Below are 22447 nucleotides of genomic sequence, written 5' to 3' on the forward strand. Positions count from 1 at the left end.
AAAATCTCAGTAAGAATGGAAATGCCTTACTGAGATTATTTTATATTAACTCACCAAAAGTTAAAGGAGTTTTTGGTGTTTCAATTGGAGTTCTGCCTTGAATAACCGAAAGTTTTCCAGTTTTTAAATGTGGTAAAACCAACTTTGCGAAATATTCACACTCTTCTATCAGCGGGTAGCCAGAAAGTATAAAGGCTCTTACGCCCATGTCCATATAGCGGTTCATTTTTTCAATAATTTGGGAAGGATTACCAACCATTGCTGCCCCACAGCCAGACCTGGCTCTTCCGATACCGGTCCAGAGCATGGGTTCAATAAAGTCATCTTTGTCTGCATTTTTTCTGAATTCGTCTTGACGTAATACCCCTGCAGATTTAGAATCTTGCGTACGGTGTTTTAACATTTCAGCCGTTTCTAAATCGAATTTCGACATCAATTCTTTGGAATAAGCCAAAGCTTCTGCTTCGGTTTCACGTACAATAACATGTATCCGCATGCCAAAATCTATTGTTCTGCCATAAGATGCCGCCTTGCTGCTCATTTCCTTCATCGTAGCATAAATACTTTCTTCGGGTTCAGGCCACATTAAGAATACATCACAATATTTAGCACATACTTCTTTAGAGCCAGGCGAAATTCCTCCAAAATACAATAAAGGGCCTCCGTTTTGTTGGTATGGTTTAACAGGTTTGGCATCCATACTGAAATTATAGATTTCGCCTTTGTGTTCTATTCTATCTTGTGTCCAAGCCTGTTTTAAAATATCTATTACCTCAGCACATCGTTGGTATCGCATTTCATGGTCTTCCTTCAAACCCGGTAAATCTGAATTTATGATGTTAACTGTTAACCTTCCTTTCAGTATATGATCTAACGTAGAAATATGCCTAGCCAGCATTGGTGGGTGAATTTCCCCTGTTCTTATGGCTGCCAGCATATTGATTTGTTGGGTTTGAGGAGCCATGGCGGCTGCAAAAGGCAGTACTTCTTGGCCAATTACGTAGGAGGTAGGTAGTAGGATATTTTCGTATCCAAGCTTATCGGCAGTTTTTATGATGTCTCCACAATGCTCATAATTGCTTCGGCGTGAAGGATCCAGTGTACCCAAAAAGCCTGTATCACCTCCACATAAATCATCAAACCAAGCGACTTCAGCAATTCTTTGCTCGGTTCTAATCCCTACCTGTTCAATTATCATATATTACAATTTAGAATTTCTTAATTTTAATGAAATTATTCAGAATCAATATTTAAAAGTATTTTTGATTTTCAAAATTACAATAAAATATAAAACCGAAATTTTTTGTAATAGAAATGTCTTTAAAAAACTAAAGGACAATTCAATGCTTTGACTCAAAGAGAATAACAATAGCTTAAGTTTTGTCTTTGGCTATACTATCCGCCAAGATTGGATTTGGGGATAGCAGTAAAAATGAACCTAAAGATTTAAAAAACTGGATAAACGTGCCTGTTTTTGTTGTCAATTTGTCTGATGAATCACTTTTAAAGGCCTCTGTAAAAGAACTATGTTCTTTATTTGGTTTTGTTGACTTCAATATAAACAAGGTTATTGTGGTTTATTTGGATCCGTATAAAACAGTTCGGCAGAAGTATGGACAGATAGGTATAATATAAATCAAGCGAAAAATATGGTCATTGATAAGTTGATGATTCATGCATTTAGTCAAAATTGTAAAAACTATGCTAAAATCTCTGGAATGGTTTGATGTAATAGTGGTGGTAACGGTTTTGTTGTTTCTCATTGTTGCCAGCATGTATTCTAGTTTTAAGAAAAAAGATGCCGAAGAATATTTTATGGCCGGCAGATCACTCAGGTGGTGGTCTGTGGCTGGTTCTATTTTCGGTACCAACATACACGCCCAACAGATTATAGGCATGATGGGCGTGGGTTATTCCATAGGTTTTGCACAAAGTCATTACGAAATTTGGGCTATTCCTGCCATTTTGGTTTTATGTTATATTTTTATTCCTATTTATAGAAAAAGAAATTTCTTTACACTTTCACAATTTTTAGAAAGTCGTTTCAATGCTAATGCACGCTTGGTTTATACGGTTCTGATGGTAGCATTTATCCTAATTCAGTTGATCGGTGGATTTTATATTGGTAGCCGAACCTTGGGTTTGTTGTTTGAAGGAACAGGGTGGGAGGTAAGCTATGTGGCAGGAATATGCATAATTGCTACTGTAACCGTCGTTTTTACTGTTTTTGGAGGTATGGAATCCGTAGTAACAGCAGACAATATCCTAACAATCATCATGATAGCGTCCATTTTGCTAATGGGTTCATTTACCTACATGCAGCCAGAAATTGGTGGATTGTCAGGATTGCTAAAATTAGATCATGCTGAAGCCAATAAAATGCATCTGTATTTGCCCACCAATCATCCAAAACTCCCATGGAGCGGCATTTTTACGGGACTGACCATTCTCAACATGTTTTATTGGACAACGAATCAATATCAAGTACAAAGGGTATTGGCCGCAAAAACTGATAGAGATGCCAAACTTGGTTCGATAGCCGCAGGTTTTTTGAAATTGATCATACCGTTTTTCTCTATTGCAGTGGGTTCTGCGGCTTATTATATTTTTAAAAGTAGGTATGGGGTAGATTCCATAAAGCCAGATGATACCTTTTTAACGCTTCTAAAAACTGTAGTTCCAACAGGTTACGGTTTGGTAGGATTGATATTGGCTGGGTTGATGTGTGCGATATTTTCTGCAATTTACTCCATGATGAACTCAGTTTCTACAGTGATGGCTTATGATATCTTTAAAAAATATATTAATCCAAAAGCTTCGGATAAAAAAACGGTTAGATTCGGACAATTGGCTGTGTTTTTAATCTGTATTGTGGCTGGTGTTTTGGCATTTTCCACTTATGATCCCAATTCATCGGACAATTTCTTTTTAAAATTGGCAAACCAAACCTCTTATATCAAACCCGGTTTAGTAGTTGTGTTTTTCTGGGGAGTACTTTGGAAACAAACCAATCCTATAGCTGCCGTAATGGTTTTGGCGGGTTCTCCCTTTATTGGTTTAGGATGTGATTGGATATTTGAAAACCTACTGATTCAATACCCATTTATCATACAAACCTTCGGCGAAACCTTCAACTTTTTGTATCGTGTATTTTCAATTTTTGTAATAGGATCCATCCTATTAGTCATATTGAGTAAGTATCTAAATGCCAATGGAAAAGCCAAGATTGCAGAATTCGATTTAGGCATATCCTTATCAGGCATCGGAAGTACCTTGTTTTGGTTTTTACTTACTCAAATTCCATTTATAGTAGTAGCGTTGTTAGGCCTGATTTCACCTCAAACAGCAGCCACTCCAGCCGCAATTGTTTGTTTGCTTTTGTTTGTTTGGTTTCATAAACGGGCAAAAGATGAAATGATGCTGTATAAATCAGATATATTTTATGCGGGCTTGCTTACTTCTTCCATGATTTGGATTATGTTTTATTTTGCATAATATTACTGCATATTATAAAAAGGATAATATTTCAAACTAATGTCACAAAAAGTAATTATCATAGGTGCAAGTTCGGGAATAGGGAAGGCTCTTGCTTTAAAATATGCCCAAGAGGGGTTTGAGGTCGGAATAACGGCAAGAAGAACAAATTTGCTTCAAAAAATTGTAGAAGAATTGCCAAGGTCCAAATTCTACATATCAGAAATGGATGTAGAAAAAGTAGAAAGTGCTCGGAACATTTTGGCTGATTTGGTTGAGAAAATGGGTGGCTTGGATATCCTCATCATCAATGCGGGCATTGGTATTCCGAAGGCGAGTTTTGAAGACGAACTCAAAACCATTGATATTAATGCCCGTGGTTTTATGGGTTTGGCTCAGTGGGCCTATTATTTTTTTAAATCTAAGGGAAGCGGAAAAATTGTTGGAATTTCTTCAGTAGCAGGTGAAAGAGGAGGGCCAACTTCGCCCGAATACCATGCATCCAAGGCATTTGCGTCCACTTATTTGGAAGGACTAAGGATTCGTTCTAAAAAGAAAAAGCATGGGGTAAATGTAATAGATGTGCGGCCAGGTTATGTGGAAACTGAAATGACAGACGGTCAAAGAGGGATGTTTTGGGTCGCTAAAGCCGAAAAGGTGGCGAACCAGATTTTTGAGGCAGTCTTAGCGGATAAACCTGTGGTATATGTGACTAAGAGATTTAGAATAATAGGTTTCCTAATGCGTAATTTGCCGGAGTGGCTTTTGGTAAGAATGATGTAAATTTGAATACAGCCAGACGAAATACCTTCGTCTGGCTGTAAAAATTACTTTTTCTGATTGGCTAAGAATGTGATCAAGGAAGCCAGTTCTTCATACGACAAAGCGTTGGCCAAGCCTGTTGGCATCATAGAAGTTTCTAGCTCTTTACGAGAAATTATATCTGATTTTTTGATTTTACTCACATTTCCGCCAATATCTCTCAGTGTCAATTGTGTCGAAGTTTCCTCCGTCACGAAACCCATATAACTCTTGTCACCTTTGGCTTCAATAAGCACAGATGCAAAACCTTGAGAAATGGAGGCGTTCGGTTTAAGAATCGATTCTGCTATTTGTTCGCGGTTCATTATAGATCCTATTTGCCCCATAAATGGCCCTTTGATAGTTTCTGAAGTACTTAAACTGTGGCACGCTATACAACCTTGTTTGGTAAACAAGGTCTTGCCCAATTCCGCTTTTCCAGGTATTTTAGCCATGGCCAGCATCACATCTTCTATAGATGCTTCGCCTACTTGCCCTTTTTTATTGCGTATTTTTTGTAGGTCCACTTTTACTTCTTCTTTTGCTGCCAAAGTTTCACCAGTTCCGAATTCCGGAATTCCCATGCGGTTTTTGTCATTTAGCTCAACGAAAAAAGTCTTATCAGTTGCTTTTTTCCATTCTTGAAGCAAAATCGCTTTAATAGCAGGAGAAGATTCCCAAACGATGTCTTTATAGTAGGGTCCATGTGTGTCCGGACGGGTACTCCACCACCACGAACTGTCATAAGGAGCTTCTTTTTTATATAAACGCGAAAGTGTAGTTAATATCTCTTTTTTGGTTTTGGCATCTTTAACTACTTTATATTTGGCAATCAAGCCATTCACGGCTTTTGGGTGGTGCATATATCGCAATGCCCAAAGTGCTATGGTAGAGTTTTTTGTACCTATCGCCGCTATACAAGCGTCTACTGCATGGAGGCTTACCAAGGCTCTCACAGCTAAGTGAGGTGGAACAATGGCAGAATTTGGTGTTGCATGAGGGCCTTCCTTGCCTTTTTCAGGTGAAATGAATGTAGCTGGTAATTTCACATCAAGAAGAGCTTTGGCTGCTTCTATCTTTCCTAATCGACCTAAACCTATGGTGGCCGCTATTTGTACGCGAGGAGAGGGGTCTTTTAAACTTTTCAAAAACAAGTCTAAAGGAACTTGATTGGCAAATGCTTTGCGGTCTGCCAAAGTTTTTAGGACGATTTCTCTGATGGAATCTTCATTTGCGAGTTTAACCAAATTTGGAATGCCACTGGCTCCTGCAGCTTGAGCATAGGTAAATATTCCTGCAACCCGAATATCCAATGCTAGGCTTTTGTCTGAGGCAATGGCCCAACTGATTTCGGCGGCATCCATATTTGAGCGTGATAAAAGTTCTTGCTGAGCGGCTAATCTGGCCATTCCACTCTCTGATTTCAAAAACTTAGCTATTAGGGCTAAATCTGCTTTTTTTAGATTGGGAAAAGCTTCATATTTCCAGTCTTTTGGCACTACCCTTACCACAAATCCTTTGTTTGGATTGCCAGAATATCCAGCTCCATCCCATGCCGAAAGGTACATTTGTCCTGTAGCGTCCACATCCACATCGGTAATCTGACTGAGTTTTATAAACTCTTCTTCTGTTTGAGTGAAAGTGGGGCCATCTGGCTTAATTCGGTGAACAAAAAGTTGATTTCTGCCCCAGTCGGCCATCATGGGTACTTTGTTGTATTTTTCAGGCCAATTTGCATCGTCTATGAAGATTGAACCAGTACCCGAGCCACCACCTAAATCAACCAAAGCTGGAATAATCTCTTCTGTAAAGTTTTTGAATAGTGTTGGATAACCGTATTCTCCAGACTGAATATGATGGCTAAAGCGGATGTTCCATCCACCGCCATCGTTCGTATTGTCGCGGGTAAAAATATTCATGAATGGGTCTATTGCCGTGTCGTAAATGTTACGCGTTCCGTGGGTGAAAATTTCGAGTTCTGTGCCATCAGGGCGAACTCTCACTATTCCACCACCTAACATGGTAAGTTTTTTTCCAGACCTGTCTACAGCATCGGTAAAGCCAAAGTCACCTACAGATATGTAAATCCAACCGTCAATACCCATGCGAATTCCATTGGTCGAGTGATCGGTGCCTCTACTTTGCAAAAATTTCGGGGAGCATATATTTTGTACCAAAGGCTGCGGTAAACCGTCGGCTATGCCGTCATTGTTTGTGTCCTCAAAAACCACTAAATCCATCCCAGAGGCTTTGCCTGTTTCTTTGCTGAAAGTGGTATGTAATACGTACAATTTATCGCCAAAGCTGATTATACCTCTTGGATTGTCCACCATAGCAAACACCGTGTGGCTATCCATTTTTCCATTATGGTCGCTGTCAATCAGTTTTACTATACGGCCTTTACCTGGTGACTTACCCAAAGAACCAATCATATCAACGCCTACAAATACCTCTCCTGATGGAGCCACCGCCAGACATGACGGACTCGGTACAATACTGGGTCCAGCATAATAGTTGGCCAATAGTTCGGGCGGACAACTGAATCCTTTTGGCAAAGAATCATTGTCTATTTTTAACACATCTCTTTTGATTGTTTTTGAAGGCTGAAAGAATATGCCATTACTAAGGAAGATAATAAAGGCCGTGAGTAAGCCTAAGTTTACTTTTAACATGTCAGGGTTGATTATAAATGATGAGCAAATCTAGAGATTTTGATTAATATTAGGAAGTGTTGTTGGTCAATTAATCAAGGTCTATTGGATTTTAAAGTTGTAATAAAAATTATTATTTGGTATTGGAAGTCAGGAATTTCACCTTTATAAACTTATCTTTCACTCCATTTTTTAGTAAATATCTAGATATAACTATTCCAATAAAAGACTAGGTTTAAAGTTCAATCATCCATTTTTCTTTCAATGAAAAAAGGTATTGATTTCAAAGTAACCTTATGTACCTAAGAGATTTAAAGCCTTTTGGATTAAATAAATCGAATTTGTTTAGTAAATTTAATTATCAAAAGACGGCTTTAGGCGGATTTAAGGATTTGCTGGACTTTTGAAGTTTATTCAACCTTAAAAATAACAGCTATGAAACTACTTTTGACTTGCCTCATGGGCGTTTTGAGCTATCTTTCCATGGCCCAATCGAGCAATAGGGAAGAAGCTTTCTTGAAAAAAGACAGTATCGTTTCCAGCCTTGACGCTTACACTCAAGTTTTTTATTATCACAAAGCCGAAGCTGTCCAAGATAGACCTTTGGTTATTCAGCTGCATTCGTGGAGTTATCCTGCAGATTCTCTAAAAACTATTGGTTTGAGTACATTAGCCAAAAATAAAGACTATAATTACGTATTTCCCAACTTCAGAGGAGTCAATAACCACCCGAAAGCATGCTGTAGCGATTATGTGATATCTGATATCGACGAGGCTATAGACTGGGCTTTGAAAAACATGAACGTTGACAAATCCAAGATTTATATGGTGGGCTACAGTGGTGGAGGTTATGCCACTTTGGCCATGTATATGAAGTCGCGACACAAAATTAAAGCTTTTTCGGCTTGGGCTTCGATTGCTGATTTGTCTGCATGGTATGCAGAATCCTTAGAACGAAAAAACAAATATATACAGGAAATAACTGCTTGCATAGATGCCATGGGCGGTTTTGAAGACCTAAAAGCTAAAGAACGCTCTCCATTATATTGGAAGACACCTACCCAAAGACGGAAGAATAGTAGTTTGCATATTTTTGCTGGCATAAAAGATGGCCACCTTGGCAACGTGGTTCCGATTACACAGTCTATAAGTTTTTATAATAAAATACTACATGATTATAAAGAAAAAGAAGAGGCTAAATATGTCAGCAAGGCGGAAGAAAAGACCATGCTTGAAACGCAGACCTACCCAAATAATAAAATAGAAAAATTGTTAGACAGGACTATTTATTATCAAAAAACTTCAAAAAATACGATGCTGACTATTTTTGAAGGTGGCCATGAAATGTTAAGTTCAGCTGCCATGGAATACATAGAACGAGCTGTAGGGAACAAATAAGAGCAAAAACCTTATGGTGTTTTGTGATTTTTAATTCAAATGACCCAAATTTTGAAACATTTTGGCATAAAATCGGATTTGATTTGACTGATAAAAATACTATTTGATATTGAAATTGCTAAGACGTAAAATTTATATTAAAGTCACATTTAAATAAAAATTTATTTTAGTAAGTCAGGAAACTATGGTGGATCGGAGTATTTAGAATTCTTTTATTGCTCTTTTGCAATTGGCTTATTGTCAAAAAGGGAATAAGGTTTCAAATAAAGTATAAGCTTAAATGATCTAAATCTGTTTCTTTTTTCCTTATGAATAAATTGCTATTTTGGGTTAATTTTTTTTCACAATGTGCTATTAAATAAGTTTTTAAGTCTTTTTTAAATATTGAAAGAATCTAAACCATGAGGTCTGATGAAATTAACAGAACTGGTTCTAAATATTTTCTATATTTACATCAAATCAAGGATTAAAGTATTTGTAGATTGTATTGTGTTTAAGATTGGGCATGATAAGTTAAATACGAAATCTTTATAAATTATAAACCAAAGACAAAAGGGGAATAATTCAGCAAATTAATACTCAAATCTTATAGAAAGATGGACTATTTAGGCAAAATTATCACTGACTTTGAATTGCATTCGGTGGAAGGAATAAGGGAATGCTTTGAAAATGGCGTAGATCCTAACCTAATTGTAAAAGGTAAACCTTTGGTTTATGAACTCATCAATATGTACAATCGAGGGTCAAAGTTTAAAGAATGTTTGAAAATATTTGTAGACTTTGGTTTGGAGTTTGAAGACAAAATTTTACTATCTGTTTTATTGGACGATTTCGAAATGCTGGATATACTTTTGGTTGAGAATAAAAGTGCTTTAACCCAAAATTATAGTTTAGATTGCACATTTACGCCTCTTTTTGAAGTTTCCTTGCTGCACATCTGTGCTGAATATAACCACCTCGCATGTGCTAAAATACTTATAAAGCATGGAGCAGATATTAATAGTAAAGCAGGATTGGATGATAACGGCTTTGGTGGTCACACGCCAATTTTTCATACAGTAAATCAAAATGCCAATATATGTATCGATGTTTTGAAATATCTGGTTTCACTTAATGTCGACTTAAATCATACTGTTCAGGGTTTAATTTGGGGAAAAGGTTACGAATGGGAAACATTCGTACCAGCCGTAAATCCTATTAGTTATGCCATGATGGGTCTGCTCAGACAATTTCAAAGAACAGAAAAACAGATTTACGAAGTGGTGACTATTTTGCTAAAAGCCAATTATAAGCTAGATTATTTCCCTACAAACGTTCCTAATAAATATTTGAATAGTTAAATGTTGTCAAAAAGGCTTTAGTTTTTGGTAACTTTTAAATACTGGTATCTAAAAATTACATTGAAAAACCACAAATATATTTATTGCTCTGTTCTAGGGTTAATAAGTAAACTCAAAGGTACACAACACTGATTCAGAGAGTTTACTTTTACTTTTTAAATAGGGTTTTGAGTTGAATTATTAAGCGATATTGCAGAAAATTATTTAAGGATATACATTTAAAATGGACAATATATCTCTTAATTTTACCGGTGATGAATCTAGCAAACATGCATGAATAAAACCTACATAAGCATTATCTGCGAAGACGGCTTTCCATTGGCAGCCACCTTATACCAACCCAAAACTGTAAAGGCTGCCGTAATGATCGCTCCAGCAACTGGCATAAAGCAGACATTTTACAATTCTTTCGCTTCATTCTTGGCCGATTCTGGGTTTGGAGTGATTTGCTATGACAACAGAGGAATAGGAAAGTCACGAAAAGGGTCAATCAACGATGGGGATCCCTCACTTATTACATGGGGAAGGGAGGATATGTCGGCAGTTTTAGAAAAATTAAAGGACCTCTTTCCAGAAACAACTTACCATTTGGTTGGGCATAGTGCTGGTGGGCAGTTGGTTGGCTTGATGAAAAATACCAATGACCTTGGCTCTATGTTTAATTTTGCTTGCTCATCAGGCAGTATTCGTAATATGGGATTTGCATTTAAATTCCAGGCTTATTTCTTTATGAATGTTTTCATTCCTATAAATAATTTGCTATTTGGGCAGACGAATTCTCAATGGGTAGGAATGGGTGAGCCTCTACCCAAAACAGTAGCTACTCAGTGGAGTCAATGGTGTAATGGAAGCGGTTATGTAGCAATGGCGTTCGAAAAAGAAATAGATAAACATGCTTATGATGAAATCGATATTCCTTCACTATGGTTACATGCCACTGATGACTCCATCGCAAACCTTGCCAATGTGAAAGACATGATTAGCGTTTTTCCAAACCTGAAATCAGAAATAGTAACTCTTGAGCCACGAATTCTTGGTTTTAAAGAAATTGGACATATGAAGTTTTTCAGTTCGAAAAACAAGAAACTATGGAATTATGCAGTTAATTTTTTGAATGAAAATCTAAAATAAAGGTGGTTTTGACCTGATTAATCTCGTTTTTGTTGGTTAAAATAGGAAATAACCAATTGTCAGTTCATATATTTGTTTTGAAAATAATTTAATCTTAAAACTCTATGTCGTTCCAAGCATACATAGACAACATCAAAACCAAAACAGGAAAATCTCCGGAGGATTTTAAAAAACTGGGGGAAGAAAAAGGTTTTTTGGTTGATGGAGTCATATCAAAAAATATAAAAGCAACCGAAATTACGAATTGGCTCAAAGAGGAGTTTGAGCTTGGACACGGTCATGCTATGGCCATATTTGCCACTTTGAAAGGTAAAACGGAATAAACTTAACCAAAAAAAACATGTTAACCTCCATCAACCCTAAATTGCCTATGAGAAACAAAGCCGCCTCAAGGGAATTTTATATTGAAAAACTAGGCTTCAGTTTTTTTGGAAATGCCGATTATGATGGCTACTTGATGGTTGAAAAGGATAATATTCAACTTCATCTCTTTGAATTTAAGGAGCTTAATCCGCTCGAAAACTACGGTCAAGTTTATATCCGTACCAACAACATTGAAGATTGGTACAAATTGGCTATCGACATGAATTTAATGTTGCCCCAAGCTGGACATTTAGAGATTAAACCTTGGGGAATGAAAGAATTTTCACTACTCGACCCTGACCACAATTTGCTCACTTTTGGGCAGGATATTTAATACACAGGCTAACTTATCTTTTCGATTTTAAATCTTTTATGCTTTTACACAATAAGAAGCTCAAGTAAAACTTTTTTTACTAGAAAAGAAAATATTTATTTATTTTGAATAATTATTTATTGTTTTTTAATAAATAATTTTTACTTTTGTGCATCATTTTAAAATAAAACAAAAATGTCAAACACTAATAAGTATGTATTTTACGGCCTAAGGGTTATAGCTTGGATTATCTTCATTGGTCTCTGCATTGAGGCTGGAGCATTGTTGGTCAACTTTGTAATAAGTATTTACAAACCAGAGATTGTTTCCAGACTTTATGAAAAACTAGACTTAAGTGAATTGTTTGCTTATTCAGTAGATGCCTATTATGGCATGTACAGCTTCATTTTGGCCCTAGCCATGCTGAAAGCCTACCTATTTTATGTGGTCATCGAGCTTGTAAGCAAGCTTAGTTTATCCAAACCTTTCAGCGAATACGTAGCCGACAAAATCAATAAAATCAGCTATTATACATTTTCTATTGGCCTAATTAGTTACATAGGAAAAGAAACAGCCAAACATTTTGAACATCGTGGTATTGAATTAAACGCGTTGAACAAATTTTGGGCAGATAGTGAAGCTTTTATATTGATGGCGGCAATAATTTATGTAATCGCCAATATCTTTAAGAGAGGTATAGAAATACAAAATGAAAACGACTTAACGATATAGATCATGCCTATAATAGTAAACGTAGACGTGATGATGGCCAAGCGAAAAATGTCGTTAAACGAGCTTTCTGAAAAAGTAGACTTGACGCTTTCGAACCTCTCGATCCTGAAAACAGGCAAAGCAAAAGCCATAAGATTCAGTACTTTAGAAGCCATTTGTAAAGCTCTCGACTGCCAGCCGGGTGATATTTTGGAGTTTGTTGATTAAGATTTAAGATAGATTAAAGGACAAATTCCTAAATCTTTATAAAATCTTTATGCTTGAATAGATAAATTTGTCTATCAAATAAATCAAATCTTGGGCTTCTTTCCAACGCGAAAATCCAACATCGTTCTCCAAATATTCTGGAGTGTATTCTCTGTATTATTTATCGCTTTGCTTTGTTTTGTATCCAAAGAGATAATTGGTTACAGAATTGTGGCTCTGATTCTTCTAATGACAGTTTCAGTATTGGCGATGTTATTTGATATTTTGGCGGTTTTATTGGCTTCCATCCTGAGTGCCATCATCTGGAATTTCTTCTTCATTCCGCCTATTTTCACATTTCATATTGGCAGTACTGAGGACCTCCTGATGTTTTTTCTATACTTTGTTATTGCACTGATAAATGCCGTTTTGACTTATCAAATAAGAAAAGAAGAGCAAAAATCAAGAGATAAAGAAGAAAAAGAGAAAACCATAAAACTTTATGATACCCTACTCAATTCGCTTTCTCACGAACTCAGAACCCCTATTTCTACCATACTAAGTTCCGTAGATATGCTCAAAGAAAATCAAAATATTTCGAAGGAAAATCAAAAAGAGCTATTGACTCAAATAGATATTGCCACCATTCGGCTCAACGGACAAGTAGAAAACTTGTTGAATATGAGTCGATTAGAAAGTGGGATGTTGAAACTCAATCTGGATTGGGAAGATATCGGCGATCTCATTAATTCAGTCATTCAGAAAATTCAGACCAATTTTCCAACGAGAAAGATTGAATTTGAGTCCAAAGAAAAACTCCCACTCTGCAACATCGATACTGGAATAATAGAGCAAGTTGTCTACAATATTTTACAAAATGCGGTCCAATATTCACCTCAAAATAGCCTAATTTTAATAGAGAATGAAATTAAAAACCGAGAACTAAGAATCACTATTCAAGATCAAGGCAACGGTATTTCTGAAGAATTTTTAAAAAAAATATTTGAAAAATTTTACCGTTTGCCTAATTCAAAAGCGGGCGGAATCGGCCTTGGCTTGTCTATAGTAAAAGGATTTTTGGAGGCACACAATGGTTCTATTGTGGCTGAAAATTGTACGCCTCAGGGGTTAAAATTCATCATAAATATTCCGGTGGAGGTTTCATATATCAACAATCTAAAAAATGAATAAAGCAGAAATATTGATCATTGACGACGAACCACAAATAAGAAAATTGCTCGAAATCAATCTGGAAAGTAATAATTATAAGGTATGGCAAGCAGAAAACGCAAAAGAAGGAATTCTTATGGCAGCCAATCATCCACCAGAATTGATTTTGCTGGACTTGGGATTACCAGACAAAAGCGGCCATGAGGTTTTGAAGGAACTCAGAACTTGGTACAATAAATCCATCATAATTCTTTCGGTCATCAACAACGAAAAAGACATAGTACAGGCCTTAGACAATGGAGCCACCGATTATCTCACCAAACCATTCCGCAATGCCGAACTTCTGGCAAGGATTCGCTCAGCCATTCGTAGAAACCAAACCGACAACACAGAAAGTAAAAAAGTTTGCGGCGATTTAGAAATTGATTTTGTTTCCAGAACCGTAAAAAGAAACCAAGAAATACTAAAATTGACCGCAACAGAGTACAATTTATTGCTATTATTTGCCAAGAACGAGGGACGTGTTCTGACACATCAATACATCTTAAAGGAGATTTGGGGCATTGGAGCACAACTTGAAACCCAATATTTGAGGGTATTTGTAGGTACTTTACGCAAAAAAATAGAGCAAAATCAGAACCAACCACTTCATATTATCACCGAAAGTGGCGTTGGGTATCGGTTTGAATAGACCAGCACTTTTCTTTTTATATTTTCTTTATATTCTCATTCATTTCTTTACTTTTTCATGATGCTCTGAGATATTCCTTTGCAGCATGAATTTGAACAAAGAAATTGCTTCTCGACTCATCGTTTTGTTTGAGAGCTGCAACCAACTCAAACTTCTGGCAGAGGAAGCTCCTTCTAATCAGCATCTAAAGCCCTTTGCTGAACAGCTCTATTGTGGTCTAAATGACCTGTTCTTATTTCAAGAGCTTCACAAATTCGCAGCCCCTTTAGAAAAACTTACAGCCAAGGTTATTGAATTTCAAGGCAATATCTCAGCTGAAATTCCCACTTTGGCAAAGGATCAAATTGAAAATATCAAGAAAAATTTAATAGAAATTCAAAATTTAATTGGAAATGAATAAATCAAACATTACAAACAAAGTAACGGCCGCCTCGCTCTTGGTGGCACTAGGCATCATCTATGGTGACATTGGCACGAGTCCGCTATATGTACTCAAAGCCATCATTGGCACGAAAGCTATAACCGAGAATCTTATATTCGGGGGTATCTCTTGTATATTCTGGACCTTGATGATTCAGACCACCATAAAATATATTTGGCTGACTTTACAAGCCGACAATCATGGGGAGGGCGGAATTTTTTCATTATATGCTTTGGTAAAACGTTACGGCAAAAAACTGGTCATTCCCACTATTTTAGGTGCCACGACTCTTCTTGCCGACGGTATCATTACTCCGCCCATCTCAGTAGCTTCAGCAGTAGAGGGTATTCAGAACATTAAAGGATTAGAAAATATCCAAACAGTGCCAATTGTTATGGTTATTTTATCATTTTTGTTCTTTTTCCAACGCTTTGGTACACAGAAGGTTGGCGGTACTTTTGGCCCGATTATGGTGCTTTGGTTTTCTATGCTTTTTGTGTTGGGTTTAAGTCAAATCATGCATTTTCCAAGTGTGCTAAAAGCCTTGAATCCCTATTATGCCTATCAATTATTAACGCAGTATCCCAAAGGTTTTTGGTTATTAGGAGCTGTATTTTTGGCAACAACTGGTGCAGAAGCTCTGTACTCAGACTTGGGACATTGTGGCCGACAAAACATCAGAATTACTTGGTTATTTGTAAAAATTGCCCTCGTGACCAATTATTTGGGCCAATCTGCCTGGGCATTGCATCAAGGCCAAGAGTTTTTAAATGGCCGAAATCCATTCTACGAAATAATGCCTGAGTGGTTCTTGATTCCAGGAATAATTATTGCAACATTGGCCACCATTATTGCCTCACAAGCCCTCATCAGCGGTAGCTATACGCTTATTAGTGAGGCTATTAACCTTAATTTTTGGCCTAGAGTGGCGGTGCGTCAGCCAACAGAAACCAAAGGGCAAATTTACATACCGAGTGTCAATAACCTATTGTGGGTGGGTTGTATTATGATGATTCTTTACTTCCGTTCATCAGAACACATGGAGGCTGCCTATGGATTCTCGATTACTGTAGCCATGATGATGACCACCATACTTTTGAGTTATTTTCTTCTTTACAAAAAACATTGGAACAAGTATCTGGTATTCGGTATTCTGACAATTTTTGCTACTGTGGAAATCTCTTTTTTCATAGCCAATGTATCCAAAATCAAAGAGAGATGGATGTTCCTTTTCTTCGAATTGTTCATATTTATGGTAATGTATGTTTGGTATTATGCCCGAAAAATCAATAATCGATTTACCAAATTTGAGGAATTGGGTAAGCATATCCACCGCCTCAACGAACTCAGTGAAGACGATGCCGTACCCAAATTTGCAACACACCTCATCTATCTCACCAAAGCCGACCGCAGGCACGAAATAGAGGAGAAAATCATTAAGTCTATTTTTTCTAAAAAACCAAAAAGAGCAGATGTCTACTGGTTTGTGCATATTCATCGCACCACCGAGCCTTATACACTTTCTTATAATGTAACCGAACTGCTCGACGACAAAGTCATAAAAGTGAACATCCATGTGGGATTCAGAATTCAACCAAAAACTGAGTTATATTTCAAAAAAATAGTAAGAGAATTGGTGGCAAACAAGGAACTGAACCTCCATATTAGGCCTGACGGTTCTTCAAAGTACAACAGTGAGCCAGATTTTAAATTTGTGGTCATAGAAAAGTTCTTATCTGTGGAAAATGAATTTACTTTGCGAGATGGACTTTTGCTCAACGCTTACTTCAAACTAAAACACCTAGGTCAGAGCGACGAAAAAGCCTTTGGTTTGGATAAAAGCGATGTGATTGTAGAAGATATTCCACTGGTTTATCAGCCGCAAAACAATGTGAATTTATTGAGAGAATAGGTATGAAATTTTGTTTAGGCTTAATGCTTTCATTCTTGGCAAGTGCAGTTTGTGCTCAAAATGATAGTACTAAAATATTGACATTCAGTGGATATGCTGAGTTGTATTATAGCCAAGATTTTGATCAATTTGTAGATGAAGAAAAACCAAACTTCATCTACAATCATAAAAAATTAGGAGCCATAAACATGAATCTGGCATTTATAAAAGCCAACTATTCGACTAAAGGGCTTCGAGGAAACTTTGCTCTAATGGCAGGAAATTATGCCCGATATAATTTGAGCAGCGAACCAGCTTGGGCAAGGATAATTTATGAGGCCAATTTTGGTGTGAGCTTATCCGAAAGTTATAATTTGTGGCTTGATGCTGGAGTTTTACCGTCGCACATCGGTTTTGAAAGTGCCATTGGGGCAGATTGTTGGACCTTAACCAGAAGTTTGCTTGCCGAAAATTCACCGTATTTTGAAAATGGCATCAAACTTTCGTCAGTTTCGAAAAACGAAAAATGGAATACCGCCTTTCTGGTGTTGAATGGTTGGCAAAAAATAAAAATGCCAGAGGGAATAAATAAACCGTCGTTTGGTTTACAGATAAATTTCAAACCCAATTCAAATATCACTTTAAATTACAGTAATTTCCTTGGATCAGATAAACCCGATTCATTGAATTCAGTTAGGATATTTCATAATTTTTTTGCTCAAGTTCAGGCGTCTAAAAATCTCGGATTCATAATGGGTTTTGATTTAGGTTCAGAGAAAAATAAATCTTCAAAGGGAAAAATTTGGTATTCCCCCGTGGTAATTTCAAGGTTAAAAATAAACGAGAAAAACTTCTTTGCGGCCAGAATAGAATATTATTATGACCGCGAAGAAACTATAGTTTCTACAAATACCATGAATGGATTTCAAACTTTTGGTTATTCTTTAAACTATGATTACCAGTTTGCAGAAAAAATGCTTTTCAGAATGGAGGCAAAAAAATATCATTCAAAAGACGCTATATTTCATTCAAGAGAAACTTCCTCCAATCAAAATTTCTCCATCACCACTGCTGTGACTTTAAAATTGTAAATCAATATTTGACTACTCAAACTGCTTCAAAAGCTCTAGTCCAGCAAGCCATTCTCCATAACCACCAGCTACATTGATATGACCAGCTTCGCCGATACAAATGAACTCACTTCCCCAAACATTTGCAAAAAAAAGGGCTCGCTCCTCGGATACCCAAATGTCATTTGAACTTGCTACAACAATACTCTTGAAAGGTAATTTTTCTAAAGGAATCGGCGTAAAGCCATTCATCGGAAAAGTATACACAGGGTTGTCAATATCGCTAGGAGCAACCAGCAATGCACCTTTGATAGTCTTCGGAAAACGTTTGGCCCAATGAGCCACAGCCGTGCAACCCAAACTATGAGCAACCAAAACAACTTCAGAAGGTTTATACGCCGAAATTGCATTTTCAATGTTCAAAATCCAATCTTCACAAGCGGGTTCGTCCCAACTTTTTTGGTTGATTCTGATGAAATTTTCGCCCGAATTCTCAAAGTGTGTTTGCCAATGGTTTTCGTCAGAATTGCCAAGGCCTGGGATAATGAAATAGCTTGTCATTGAAAGATTGTTTATTTTTGAAACAGTATTTTCAGATAAAATGGTTTCTTCTTTTTCAATAATTGAAATACTTGGATACATATCTCAAAATCACATTTCTACAAATCTTAGCAAGAATCGGATTTTTTGAAAAGAAAACTATATCGACATTTGTAACATCAAAATTGACGAAATGGAAACCCAAGACCAACTTAACTATGATAGAATTGCTGAGGCTATAGATTTTATCAAAACCAATTTTAAGACCCAACCGAATCTTGACGAAGTGGCCGAAAAAGTGCATCTGAGCCCTTTCCATTTTCAGAGGTTGTTTAGCGATTGGGCAGGAACAAGCCCGAAAAAGTTTTTGCAATATATAACCGTTGAACACGCCAAGAAACTTCTCAAAGATAATCAAACTTCACTCTTTGAGACGGCTCATGAAACAGGACTTTCTGGCACCAGTCGTTTGCATGATTTGTTTGTAAATATTGAAGGAATGAGCCCAGCAGAGTACAAAAATGGAGGCAAGAACTTGGAAATAAATTTTAGTTTTGCCGAAAGTCCTTTTGGCAATCTCTTGGTGGCATCGACAGCAAAAGGCATCTGTCACATGGCGTTTTATGACCACGAACAAACCGCCTTCGATATACTCAAAGGCCACTTTCCAGCGGCCATTTTCCAAAGAAAGCTAGATATTTTACAACAAAATGCCTTGTTTATTTTTCAAAATGACTGGAGTAAACTCCATCAAATAAAACTGCATTTGAAAGGCACAGACTTTCAGCTCAAAGTCTGGGAAACACTCCTGAAAATTCCCATGGGACAATTGACCACTTATGGGGCAGTAGCACAACATATAGAAAAACCCAATGCCTCACGGGCGGTTGGAACTGCTATTGGTAGCAACCCTGTAGCTTTTTTGATTCCCTGCCATCGAATTATTCAGTCTACAGGAAACTTGGGCGGATATATGTGGGGAAATACACGCAAAACGGCTATTATTGGTTGGGAAAGTGCTAAAATACGAGTTTGAAATTTATAAATGTTAAGCCATTTAGAAATAGGCCCTGAAGATTTACACCAAAAAATCCATCAAAAACGAATTAGTTTGGGTGGAAATTTAAAACTCAAAATCTACGGAAAACTCAATTGCAAATCAGGAAAAAGAATGAAAAAACAGAACAGGGTGTTCTTTAGTTCTGAAGAAGAGGCCATTGAGCATAATTTTAGACCCTGTGGACATTGTATGAAAAGTAAATATAAAACCTGGAAAAATGGACTTGTTTGATTATAAACCCGAAGCATCAAAAAACTGGCTGCCTTATGAAGGAACTGTATATTATTATGGAAAATTGCTGAATCAAGAACAGTCAAACCATTATTTGAAGGCATTGTTAGAAAATATCGAATGGCGGAACGACGAAGCCATTATTTTTGGAAAGAAAATTATCACGAAACGTAAAGTGGCATGGTATGGCGAAAAACCGTTTGAATATACCTATTCCAACACCACCAAGCATGCACTTCTATGGACCAAAGAGCTTTTGGAGCTGAAAGAATTGATAGAGAAGGAAACAGGTGAAACTTTCAATTCATGTCTCCTAAACCTCTACCATACTGGCGATGAAGGCATGGCTTGGCACAGCGATGGCGAAAAAGATCTAAAAAAAGATGGAGCAATAGGTTCGCTGAGTTTTGGAGCAGAACGAAAATTTGCTTTTAAACATAAACAAACCATGGAAAAAGTTGAGCTCATACTCGAACATGGCAGCTTGCTTGTAATGAAAGACACCACGCAAACACATTGGTTGCACAGACTACCGCCTACCAAGCGTGTTTCCACTCCGCGTGTCAATCTCACTTTTAGAACCATTGTGGAGTAAGATTTACTTCAACTTTCTACCTAAACTAATAAACCCAAAACACCCAAAAAACAAGATTTTAATATTTCTGTCGTTGATTTGCTGTGACCAAAGGGAATTTTTATCACTTTAAATTCATTACCTATACACAAGCCAATTAGTAAATGTCAGCATCAAAAAGATTTGTAAAAGATACTATTTTAATCATAGTCGGAATTTTCTCGGCTGCTTTTGGCTTTAAAGGATTTCTGTTAACCAACCATTTTATTGATGGCGGGGCCACAGGTATTTCGTTATTGATTTCGGCATTGACGAAAATTCCACTTTCCTATCTAATCGTAGGTATAAATCTGCCCTTCATCGTATTGGGTCACCGCATAGTGGGTAGGCAATTTGCCATAAAAACAGCTTTAGCCATTTCTGGTTTGGCATTGGTATTGGCTACAGTTACATTTCCGAATATTACGAATGACAATCTCCTAGTGGCCATTTTTGGAGGGTTTTTTCTGGGTGCGGGCATAGGTTTTGCCATTCGAGGAGGAGCGGTCATAGACGGAACGGAGGTTTTGGCCATCTATCTCAGTCGTAAATTCGGCACGACCATTGGAGATGTTATCATCGTTATCAATGTCATGATTTTCGGTGCTGCCGCCTATTTTTTAGGCATTGAAGTCGCCCTTTATTCAATGATTACTTATTTGGCAGCCTCCAAAACCTTAGATTTTATAGTTGAAGGACTGGAAGAATACATCGGCGTAACGGTGGTTTCGGATAAAAATGAGGAAATCAGACAAATGATTATTGACAAAATGGGAAGAGGTGTAACGGTTTACAGTGGCAAAAGTGGCTACGGGAAGCGTGGTGAAATGAAAGAAACTGATATTATTTATACCGTTATAACTCGTTTGGAGCTAAATAAACTCAATTCCGAAATTGAGAGAATTGAACCCAATGCTTTTGTAGTCATGAATAGTGTAAAAGACACAAAGGGAGGACTGATCAAAAAACGCCCTTTGCACTGAAAATTAACCAAATCGAAACATAATTTCAATATCTTTACTTTTCAAAAAACAAATATATGCAAGCAAAAATAGAGGAATTTCAAGACATTATACCCACCGGCGGAACTTGTATGGCTAGTGGAAAAATCACTGAAGAGGGCTTGAAAGTAGGCTTTATGTACCGCGAAGAACCTGAAGATGAGTTTGATACAGGGTGGAGGTTTTACTCGGGTACCGAAGACGATGAATATGTGGAGAACCCAGATAATATATCTATTTATGATGTAAACACGATTGCTAACTACGATCGAGCCATAGTAGCCATGCTCAAAAAACCGATAGGGTCGGAGTGGGAACGTGTGGAAGGAACTAACAGATTTCAGCTGTTGGAGGAAGAATAAAAAGAAGACTGCTGACATAGGGTTGTCAGGCAGTGGTGGTAAACTTGCATAAAAAAACAAATATGCAAAAGATTGACATTCTTGGAATTTCGGTAAGAACGAGTAACAACAACGGAGAAGCTGCAAGGGATATTCCTGCCCTATGGAACAGATTTATTATCGAAGATTTTGCCAGAAAAATTCCAAATAAAGTGGACGAAACTATTTACTGCCTTTATACCGACTACGAAAAAGATCATACTACGCCTTACACCACTATTTTGGGTTGTGCGGTAAGTACACTGGCTGCTATTCCCGAAGGTATGGTTGCTAAATCCATAGAAGTGGCTAATTATCAAAAATATACTGCAAAAGGAAACCTAAACGATGGCATTGTATTCAATGAATGGGTGAAAATCTGGAACAGTGACTTGGATAGAGCTTATACCACCGACTATGAAGTTTATGGAGTAAAGTCAGGAAATAGGGAAAATGCGGAAGTAGATATTTTTATAGCTTTAAAATAGCGTTTTTGGATATAACAAATTTATGAAAGAGCATACCACAAATTATTTTAATACTTTTATTGAAATAGCAGAAGATTGCCCAATCGACCAGGCCGAAATACCGCCATTAAAAGGCGATGCAAAATCTGTGGCTAACCTTCAGTTTGAAATGATCAACAAGAATCCCTACAAATTCAGTTCTGACGATGTGCTATTCCAGGTTTTTGTAGATAGAAAAGAAATTTTGAAGGAGGAAATAGCCACAGCTCGCAAGGCGTTTTTCTCCAAGGGGCAAGCCTGTTTTAGGGCTTCGCCTCTTACCAAACGTTACGCATGGGGTATTCATAGCAACTCAGAAGGCAAAATTGCTTTGATAGCAGCTGGAACTGACGAATACGAAAAACTCATAAATGACCCAAGCTTAAAGAAGTATAAAGCTATGAAGTCAAAAAGGTAAGATTGACTGCTTTTTACTTTCATTAACTGTTGAAATATATTTTCGGGATTGCCTAAAAAATCGTTC

25 protein-coding genes are annotated in these 22447 nt (G+C 37.1%); 22 read left to right on the plus strand and 3 right to left on the minus strand.

The genetic code is table 11. The features are described 5' to 3' along the window. Positions 1 to 40 precede the first annotated feature (40 nt). Positions 41 to 1198, minus strand: a complete 1158-nt coding sequence (locus EGI24_RS04855) for an LLM class flavin-dependent oxidoreductase (protein WP_255047225.1) — start codon at positions 1196 to 1198, stop codon at positions 41 to 43. Between the two features lie 188 nt (positions 1199 to 1386). Here EGI24_RS04855 and EGI24_RS04860 point away from each other — a divergent pair, with 188 nt between their 5' ends. The 3 genes from EGI24_RS04860 to EGI24_RS04870 all read left to right on the plus strand — a co-directional run bounded on the left by EGI24_RS04860 (position 1387) and on the right by EGI24_RS04870 (position 4257). Beyond that, positions 1387 to 1635, plus strand: a complete 249-nt coding sequence (locus tag EGI24_RS04860) for a hypothetical protein (RefSeq protein ID WP_255047226.1) — start codon at positions 1387 to 1389, stop codon at positions 1633 to 1635. 66 nt (positions 1636 to 1701) lie between these two features. Beyond that, a complete protein-coding gene (locus EGI24_RS04865; RefSeq protein WP_255047227.1) occupies positions 1702 to 3495 on the plus strand; it encodes an SLC5 family protein in 1794 nt (597 codons plus the stop codon). Between the two features lie 39 nt (positions 3496 to 3534). Then, positions 3535 to 4257, plus strand: a complete 723-nt coding sequence (locus tag EGI24_RS04870; RefSeq protein WP_255047228.1) for an SDR family oxidoreductase — start codon at positions 3535 to 3537, stop codon at positions 4255 to 4257. Positions 4258 to 4301: 44 nt separating this feature from the next. On the opposite strand, the gene EGI24_RS04875 is transcribed toward EGI24_RS04870, so the two are convergent. Further along, entirely contained in the window at positions 4302 to 6947 is a 2646-nt protein-coding gene (locus EGI24_RS04875; RefSeq protein ID WP_255047229.1) for a c-type cytochrome, read from the minus strand. A 414-nt stretch (positions 6948 to 7361) separates the two neighbouring features. Between EGI24_RS04875 and EGI24_RS04880 the strand changes: the two genes are divergently transcribed. The 12 genes from EGI24_RS04880 (at position 7362) to EGI24_RS04935 (ending at position 17653) form a co-directional block, all read left to right on the plus strand. After that, positions 7362 to 8324 (plus strand): S9 family peptidase, encoded by a 963-nt coding sequence (locus EGI24_RS04880; RefSeq protein WP_255047230.1) that lies wholly within the window; start codon positions 7362 to 7364, stop codon positions 8322 to 8324. A gap of 596 nt (positions 8325 to 8920) precedes the next feature. Beyond that, the gene (locus EGI24_RS04885) at positions 8921 to 9664 is read left to right on the plus strand and encodes an ankyrin repeat domain-containing protein (protein ID WP_255047232.1); all 744 of its coding nucleotides are present in this window, start codon (positions 8921 to 8923) and stop codon (positions 9662 to 9664) included. Between the two features lie 273 nt (positions 9665 to 9937). After that, positions 9938 to 10795: an alpha/beta fold hydrolase gene (locus EGI24_RS04890; protein WP_255047233.1), complete on the plus strand. Its 858-nt coding sequence runs from the start codon at positions 9938 to 9940 to the stop codon at positions 10793 to 10795. A gap of 104 nt (positions 10796 to 10899) precedes the next feature. Next, entirely contained in the window at positions 10900 to 11118 is a 219-nt protein-coding gene (locus EGI24_RS04895) for a DUF4287 domain-containing protein (RefSeq protein WP_255047234.1), read from the plus strand. Positions 11119 to 11135: 17 nt separating this feature from the next. Continuing rightward, on the plus strand, positions 11136 to 11492 hold the full coding sequence (locus EGI24_RS04900) for a VOC family protein (protein ID WP_255047235.1): 357 nt from the start codon (positions 11136 to 11138) through the stop codon (positions 11490 to 11492). Positions 11493 to 11666: 174 nt separating this feature from the next. Continuing rightward, the gene (locus EGI24_RS04905; RefSeq protein ID WP_255047236.1) at positions 11667 to 12203 is read left to right on the plus strand and encodes a DUF2975 domain-containing protein; all 537 of its coding nucleotides are present in this window, start codon (positions 11667 to 11669) and stop codon (positions 12201 to 12203) included. 3 nt (positions 12204 to 12206) lie between these two features. After that, complete coding sequence (locus tag EGI24_RS04910) at positions 12207 to 12410, plus strand: helix-turn-helix transcriptional regulator (protein ID WP_255047237.1); 204 nt, start codon at positions 12207 to 12209, stop codon at positions 12408 to 12410. A 90-nt stretch (positions 12411 to 12500) separates the two neighbouring features. Further along, positions 12501 to 13580, plus strand: a complete 1080-nt coding sequence (locus EGI24_RS04915) for an ATP-binding protein (protein ID WP_255047238.1) — start codon at positions 12501 to 12503, stop codon at positions 13578 to 13580. Beyond that, positions 13573 to 14250, plus strand: a complete 678-nt coding sequence (locus EGI24_RS04920) for a response regulator (protein ID WP_255047239.1) — start codon at positions 13573 to 13575, stop codon at positions 14248 to 14250. The genes EGI24_RS04915 and EGI24_RS04920 overlap by 8 nt, the downstream gene beginning before the upstream one ends. A gap of 91 nt (positions 14251 to 14341) precedes the next feature. Continuing rightward, positions 14342 to 14650, plus strand: a complete 309-nt coding sequence (locus EGI24_RS04925) for a hypothetical protein (RefSeq protein ID WP_255047240.1) — start codon at positions 14342 to 14344, stop codon at positions 14648 to 14650. Then, a complete protein-coding gene (locus EGI24_RS04930) occupies positions 14643 to 16583 on the plus strand; it encodes a KUP/HAK/KT family potassium transporter (RefSeq protein WP_255047241.1) in 1941 nt (646 codons plus the stop codon). Before EGI24_RS04925 ends, EGI24_RS04930 begins: the two co-directional genes overlap by 8 nt. Before the next feature lie 2 nt (positions 16584 to 16585). Next, entirely contained in the window at positions 16586 to 17653 is a 1068-nt protein-coding gene (locus EGI24_RS04935; protein ID WP_255047242.1) for a porin, read from the plus strand. A gap of 12 nt (positions 17654 to 17665) precedes the next feature. On the opposite strand, the gene EGI24_RS04940 is transcribed toward EGI24_RS04935, so the two are convergent. Next, positions 17666 to 18274: an alpha/beta hydrolase gene (locus EGI24_RS04940; RefSeq protein ID WP_255047243.1), complete on the minus strand. Its 609-nt coding sequence runs from the start codon at positions 18272 to 18274 to the stop codon at positions 17666 to 17668. 91 nt (positions 18275 to 18365) lie between these two features. Between EGI24_RS04940 and EGI24_RS04945 the strand changes: the two genes are divergently transcribed. The 7 genes from EGI24_RS04945 to EGI24_RS04975 all read left to right on the plus strand — a co-directional run bounded on the left by EGI24_RS04945 (position 18366) and on the right by EGI24_RS04975 (position 22381). Beyond that, the gene (locus EGI24_RS04945; protein WP_255047245.1) at positions 18366 to 19208 is read left to right on the plus strand and encodes a methylated-DNA--[protein]-cysteine S-methyltransferase; all 843 of its coding nucleotides are present in this window, start codon (positions 18366 to 18368) and stop codon (positions 19206 to 19208) included. Positions 19209 to 19217: 9 nt separating this feature from the next. Next, entirely contained in the window at positions 19218 to 19463 is a 246-nt protein-coding gene (locus EGI24_RS04950; RefSeq protein WP_255047246.1) for an Ada metal-binding domain-containing protein, read from the plus strand. After that, positions 19450 to 20058: an alpha-ketoglutarate-dependent dioxygenase AlkB gene (locus EGI24_RS04955; RefSeq protein ID WP_255047247.1), complete on the plus strand. Its 609-nt coding sequence runs from the start codon at positions 19450 to 19452 to the stop codon at positions 20056 to 20058. The genes EGI24_RS04950 and EGI24_RS04955 overlap by 14 nt, the downstream gene beginning before the upstream one ends. 143 nt (positions 20059 to 20201) lie before the next feature. Next, positions 20202 to 21059, plus strand: coding sequence for a YitT family protein (locus EGI24_RS04960; RefSeq protein ID WP_255047248.1), 858 nt, complete (start codon positions 20202 to 20204; stop codon positions 21057 to 21059). Between the two features lie 56 nt (positions 21060 to 21115). Next, complete coding sequence (locus tag EGI24_RS04965) at positions 21116 to 21439, plus strand: DUF2185 domain-containing protein (protein ID WP_255047249.1); 324 nt, start codon at positions 21116 to 21118, stop codon at positions 21437 to 21439. Between the two features lie 62 nt (positions 21440 to 21501). Beyond that, positions 21502 to 21945: a GyrI-like domain-containing protein gene (locus EGI24_RS04970; RefSeq protein ID WP_255047250.1), complete on the plus strand. Its 444-nt coding sequence runs from the start codon at positions 21502 to 21504 to the stop codon at positions 21943 to 21945. 22 nt (positions 21946 to 21967) lie between these two features. Beyond that, positions 21968 to 22381, plus strand: coding sequence for a DUF6157 family protein (locus EGI24_RS04975; RefSeq protein ID WP_255047251.1), 414 nt, complete (start codon positions 21968 to 21970; stop codon positions 22379 to 22381). The last annotated feature ends 66 nt before the right edge of the window (positions 22382 to 22447 follow it).

Origin of the sequence: Lacihabitans sp. CS3-21, assembly GCF_024343675.1 — a bacterium.
Lineage (GTDB): Bacteria > Bacteroidota > Bacteroidia > Cytophagales > Spirosomataceae > Leadbetterella.

Coding starts and splice junctions, on each gene's coding strand:
- EGI24_RS04940 (WP_255047243.1), bottom strand. CDS start 18,274: ATGTATCCAAGTATTTCAATTATTGAAAAAGAAGAAACCATTTTATCT.
- EGI24_RS04955 (WP_255047247.1), top strand. CDS start 19,450: ATGGACTTGTTTGATTATAAACCCGAAGCATCAAAAAACTGGCTGCCT.
- EGI24_RS04930 (WP_255047241.1), top strand. CDS start 14,643: ATGAATAAATCAAACATTACAAACAAAGTAACGGCCGCCTCGCTCTTG.
- EGI24_RS04975 (WP_255047251.1), top strand. CDS start 21,968: ATGAAAGAGCATACCACAAATTATTTTAATACTTTTATTGAAATAGCA.
- EGI24_RS04885 (WP_255047232.1), top strand. CDS start 8,921: ATGGACTATTTAGGCAAAATTATCACTGACTTTGAATTGCATTCGGTG.
- EGI24_RS04890 (WP_255047233.1), top strand. CDS start 9,938: ATGAATAAAACCTACATAAGCATTATCTGCGAAGACGGCTTTCCATTG.
- EGI24_RS04855 (WP_255047225.1), bottom strand. CDS start 1,198: ATGATAATTGAACAGGTAGGGATTAGAACCGAGCAAAGAATTGCTGAA.
- EGI24_RS04880 (WP_255047230.1), top strand. CDS start 7,362: ATGAAACTACTTTTGACTTGCCTCATGGGCGTTTTGAGCTATCTTTCC.
- EGI24_RS04970 (WP_255047250.1), top strand. CDS start 21,502: ATGCAAAAGATTGACATTCTTGGAATTTCGGTAAGAACGAGTAACAAC.
- EGI24_RS04865 (WP_255047227.1), top strand. CDS start 1,702: ATGCTAAAATCTCTGGAATGGTTTGATGTAATAGTGGTGGTAACGGTT.
- EGI24_RS04910 (WP_255047237.1), top strand. CDS start 12,207: ATGCCTATAATAGTAAACGTAGACGTGATGATGGCCAAGCGAAAAATG.
- EGI24_RS04905 (WP_255047236.1), top strand. CDS start 11,667: ATGTCAAACACTAATAAGTATGTATTTTACGGCCTAAGGGTTATAGCT.
- EGI24_RS04870 (WP_255047228.1), top strand. CDS start 3,535: ATGTCACAAAAAGTAATTATCATAGGTGCAAGTTCGGGAATAGGGAAG.
- EGI24_RS04945 (WP_255047245.1), top strand. CDS start 18,366: ATGGAAACCCAAGACCAACTTAACTATGATAGAATTGCTGAGGCTATA.
- EGI24_RS04950 (WP_255047246.1), top strand. CDS start 19,218: ATGTTAAGCCATTTAGAAATAGGCCCTGAAGATTTACACCAAAAAATC.
- EGI24_RS04965 (WP_255047249.1), top strand. CDS start 21,116: ATGCAAGCAAAAATAGAGGAATTTCAAGACATTATACCCACCGGCGGA.
- EGI24_RS04920 (WP_255047239.1), top strand. CDS start 13,573: ATGAATAAAGCAGAAATATTGATCATTGACGACGAACCACAAATAAGA.
- EGI24_RS04895 (WP_255047234.1), top strand. CDS start 10,900: ATGTCGTTCCAAGCATACATAGACAACATCAAAACCAAAACAGGAAAA.
- EGI24_RS04935 (WP_255047242.1), top strand. CDS start 16,586: ATGAAATTTTGTTTAGGCTTAATGCTTTCATTCTTGGCAAGTGCAGTT.
- EGI24_RS04875 (WP_255047229.1), bottom strand. CDS start 6,947: ATGTTAAAAGTAAACTTAGGCTTACTCACGGCCTTTATTATCTTCCTT.
- EGI24_RS04900 (WP_255047235.1), top strand. CDS start 11,136: ATGTTAACCTCCATCAACCCTAAATTGCCTATGAGAAACAAAGCCGCC.
- EGI24_RS04960 (WP_255047248.1), top strand. CDS start 20,202: ATGTCAGCATCAAAAAGATTTGTAAAAGATACTATTTTAATCATAGTC.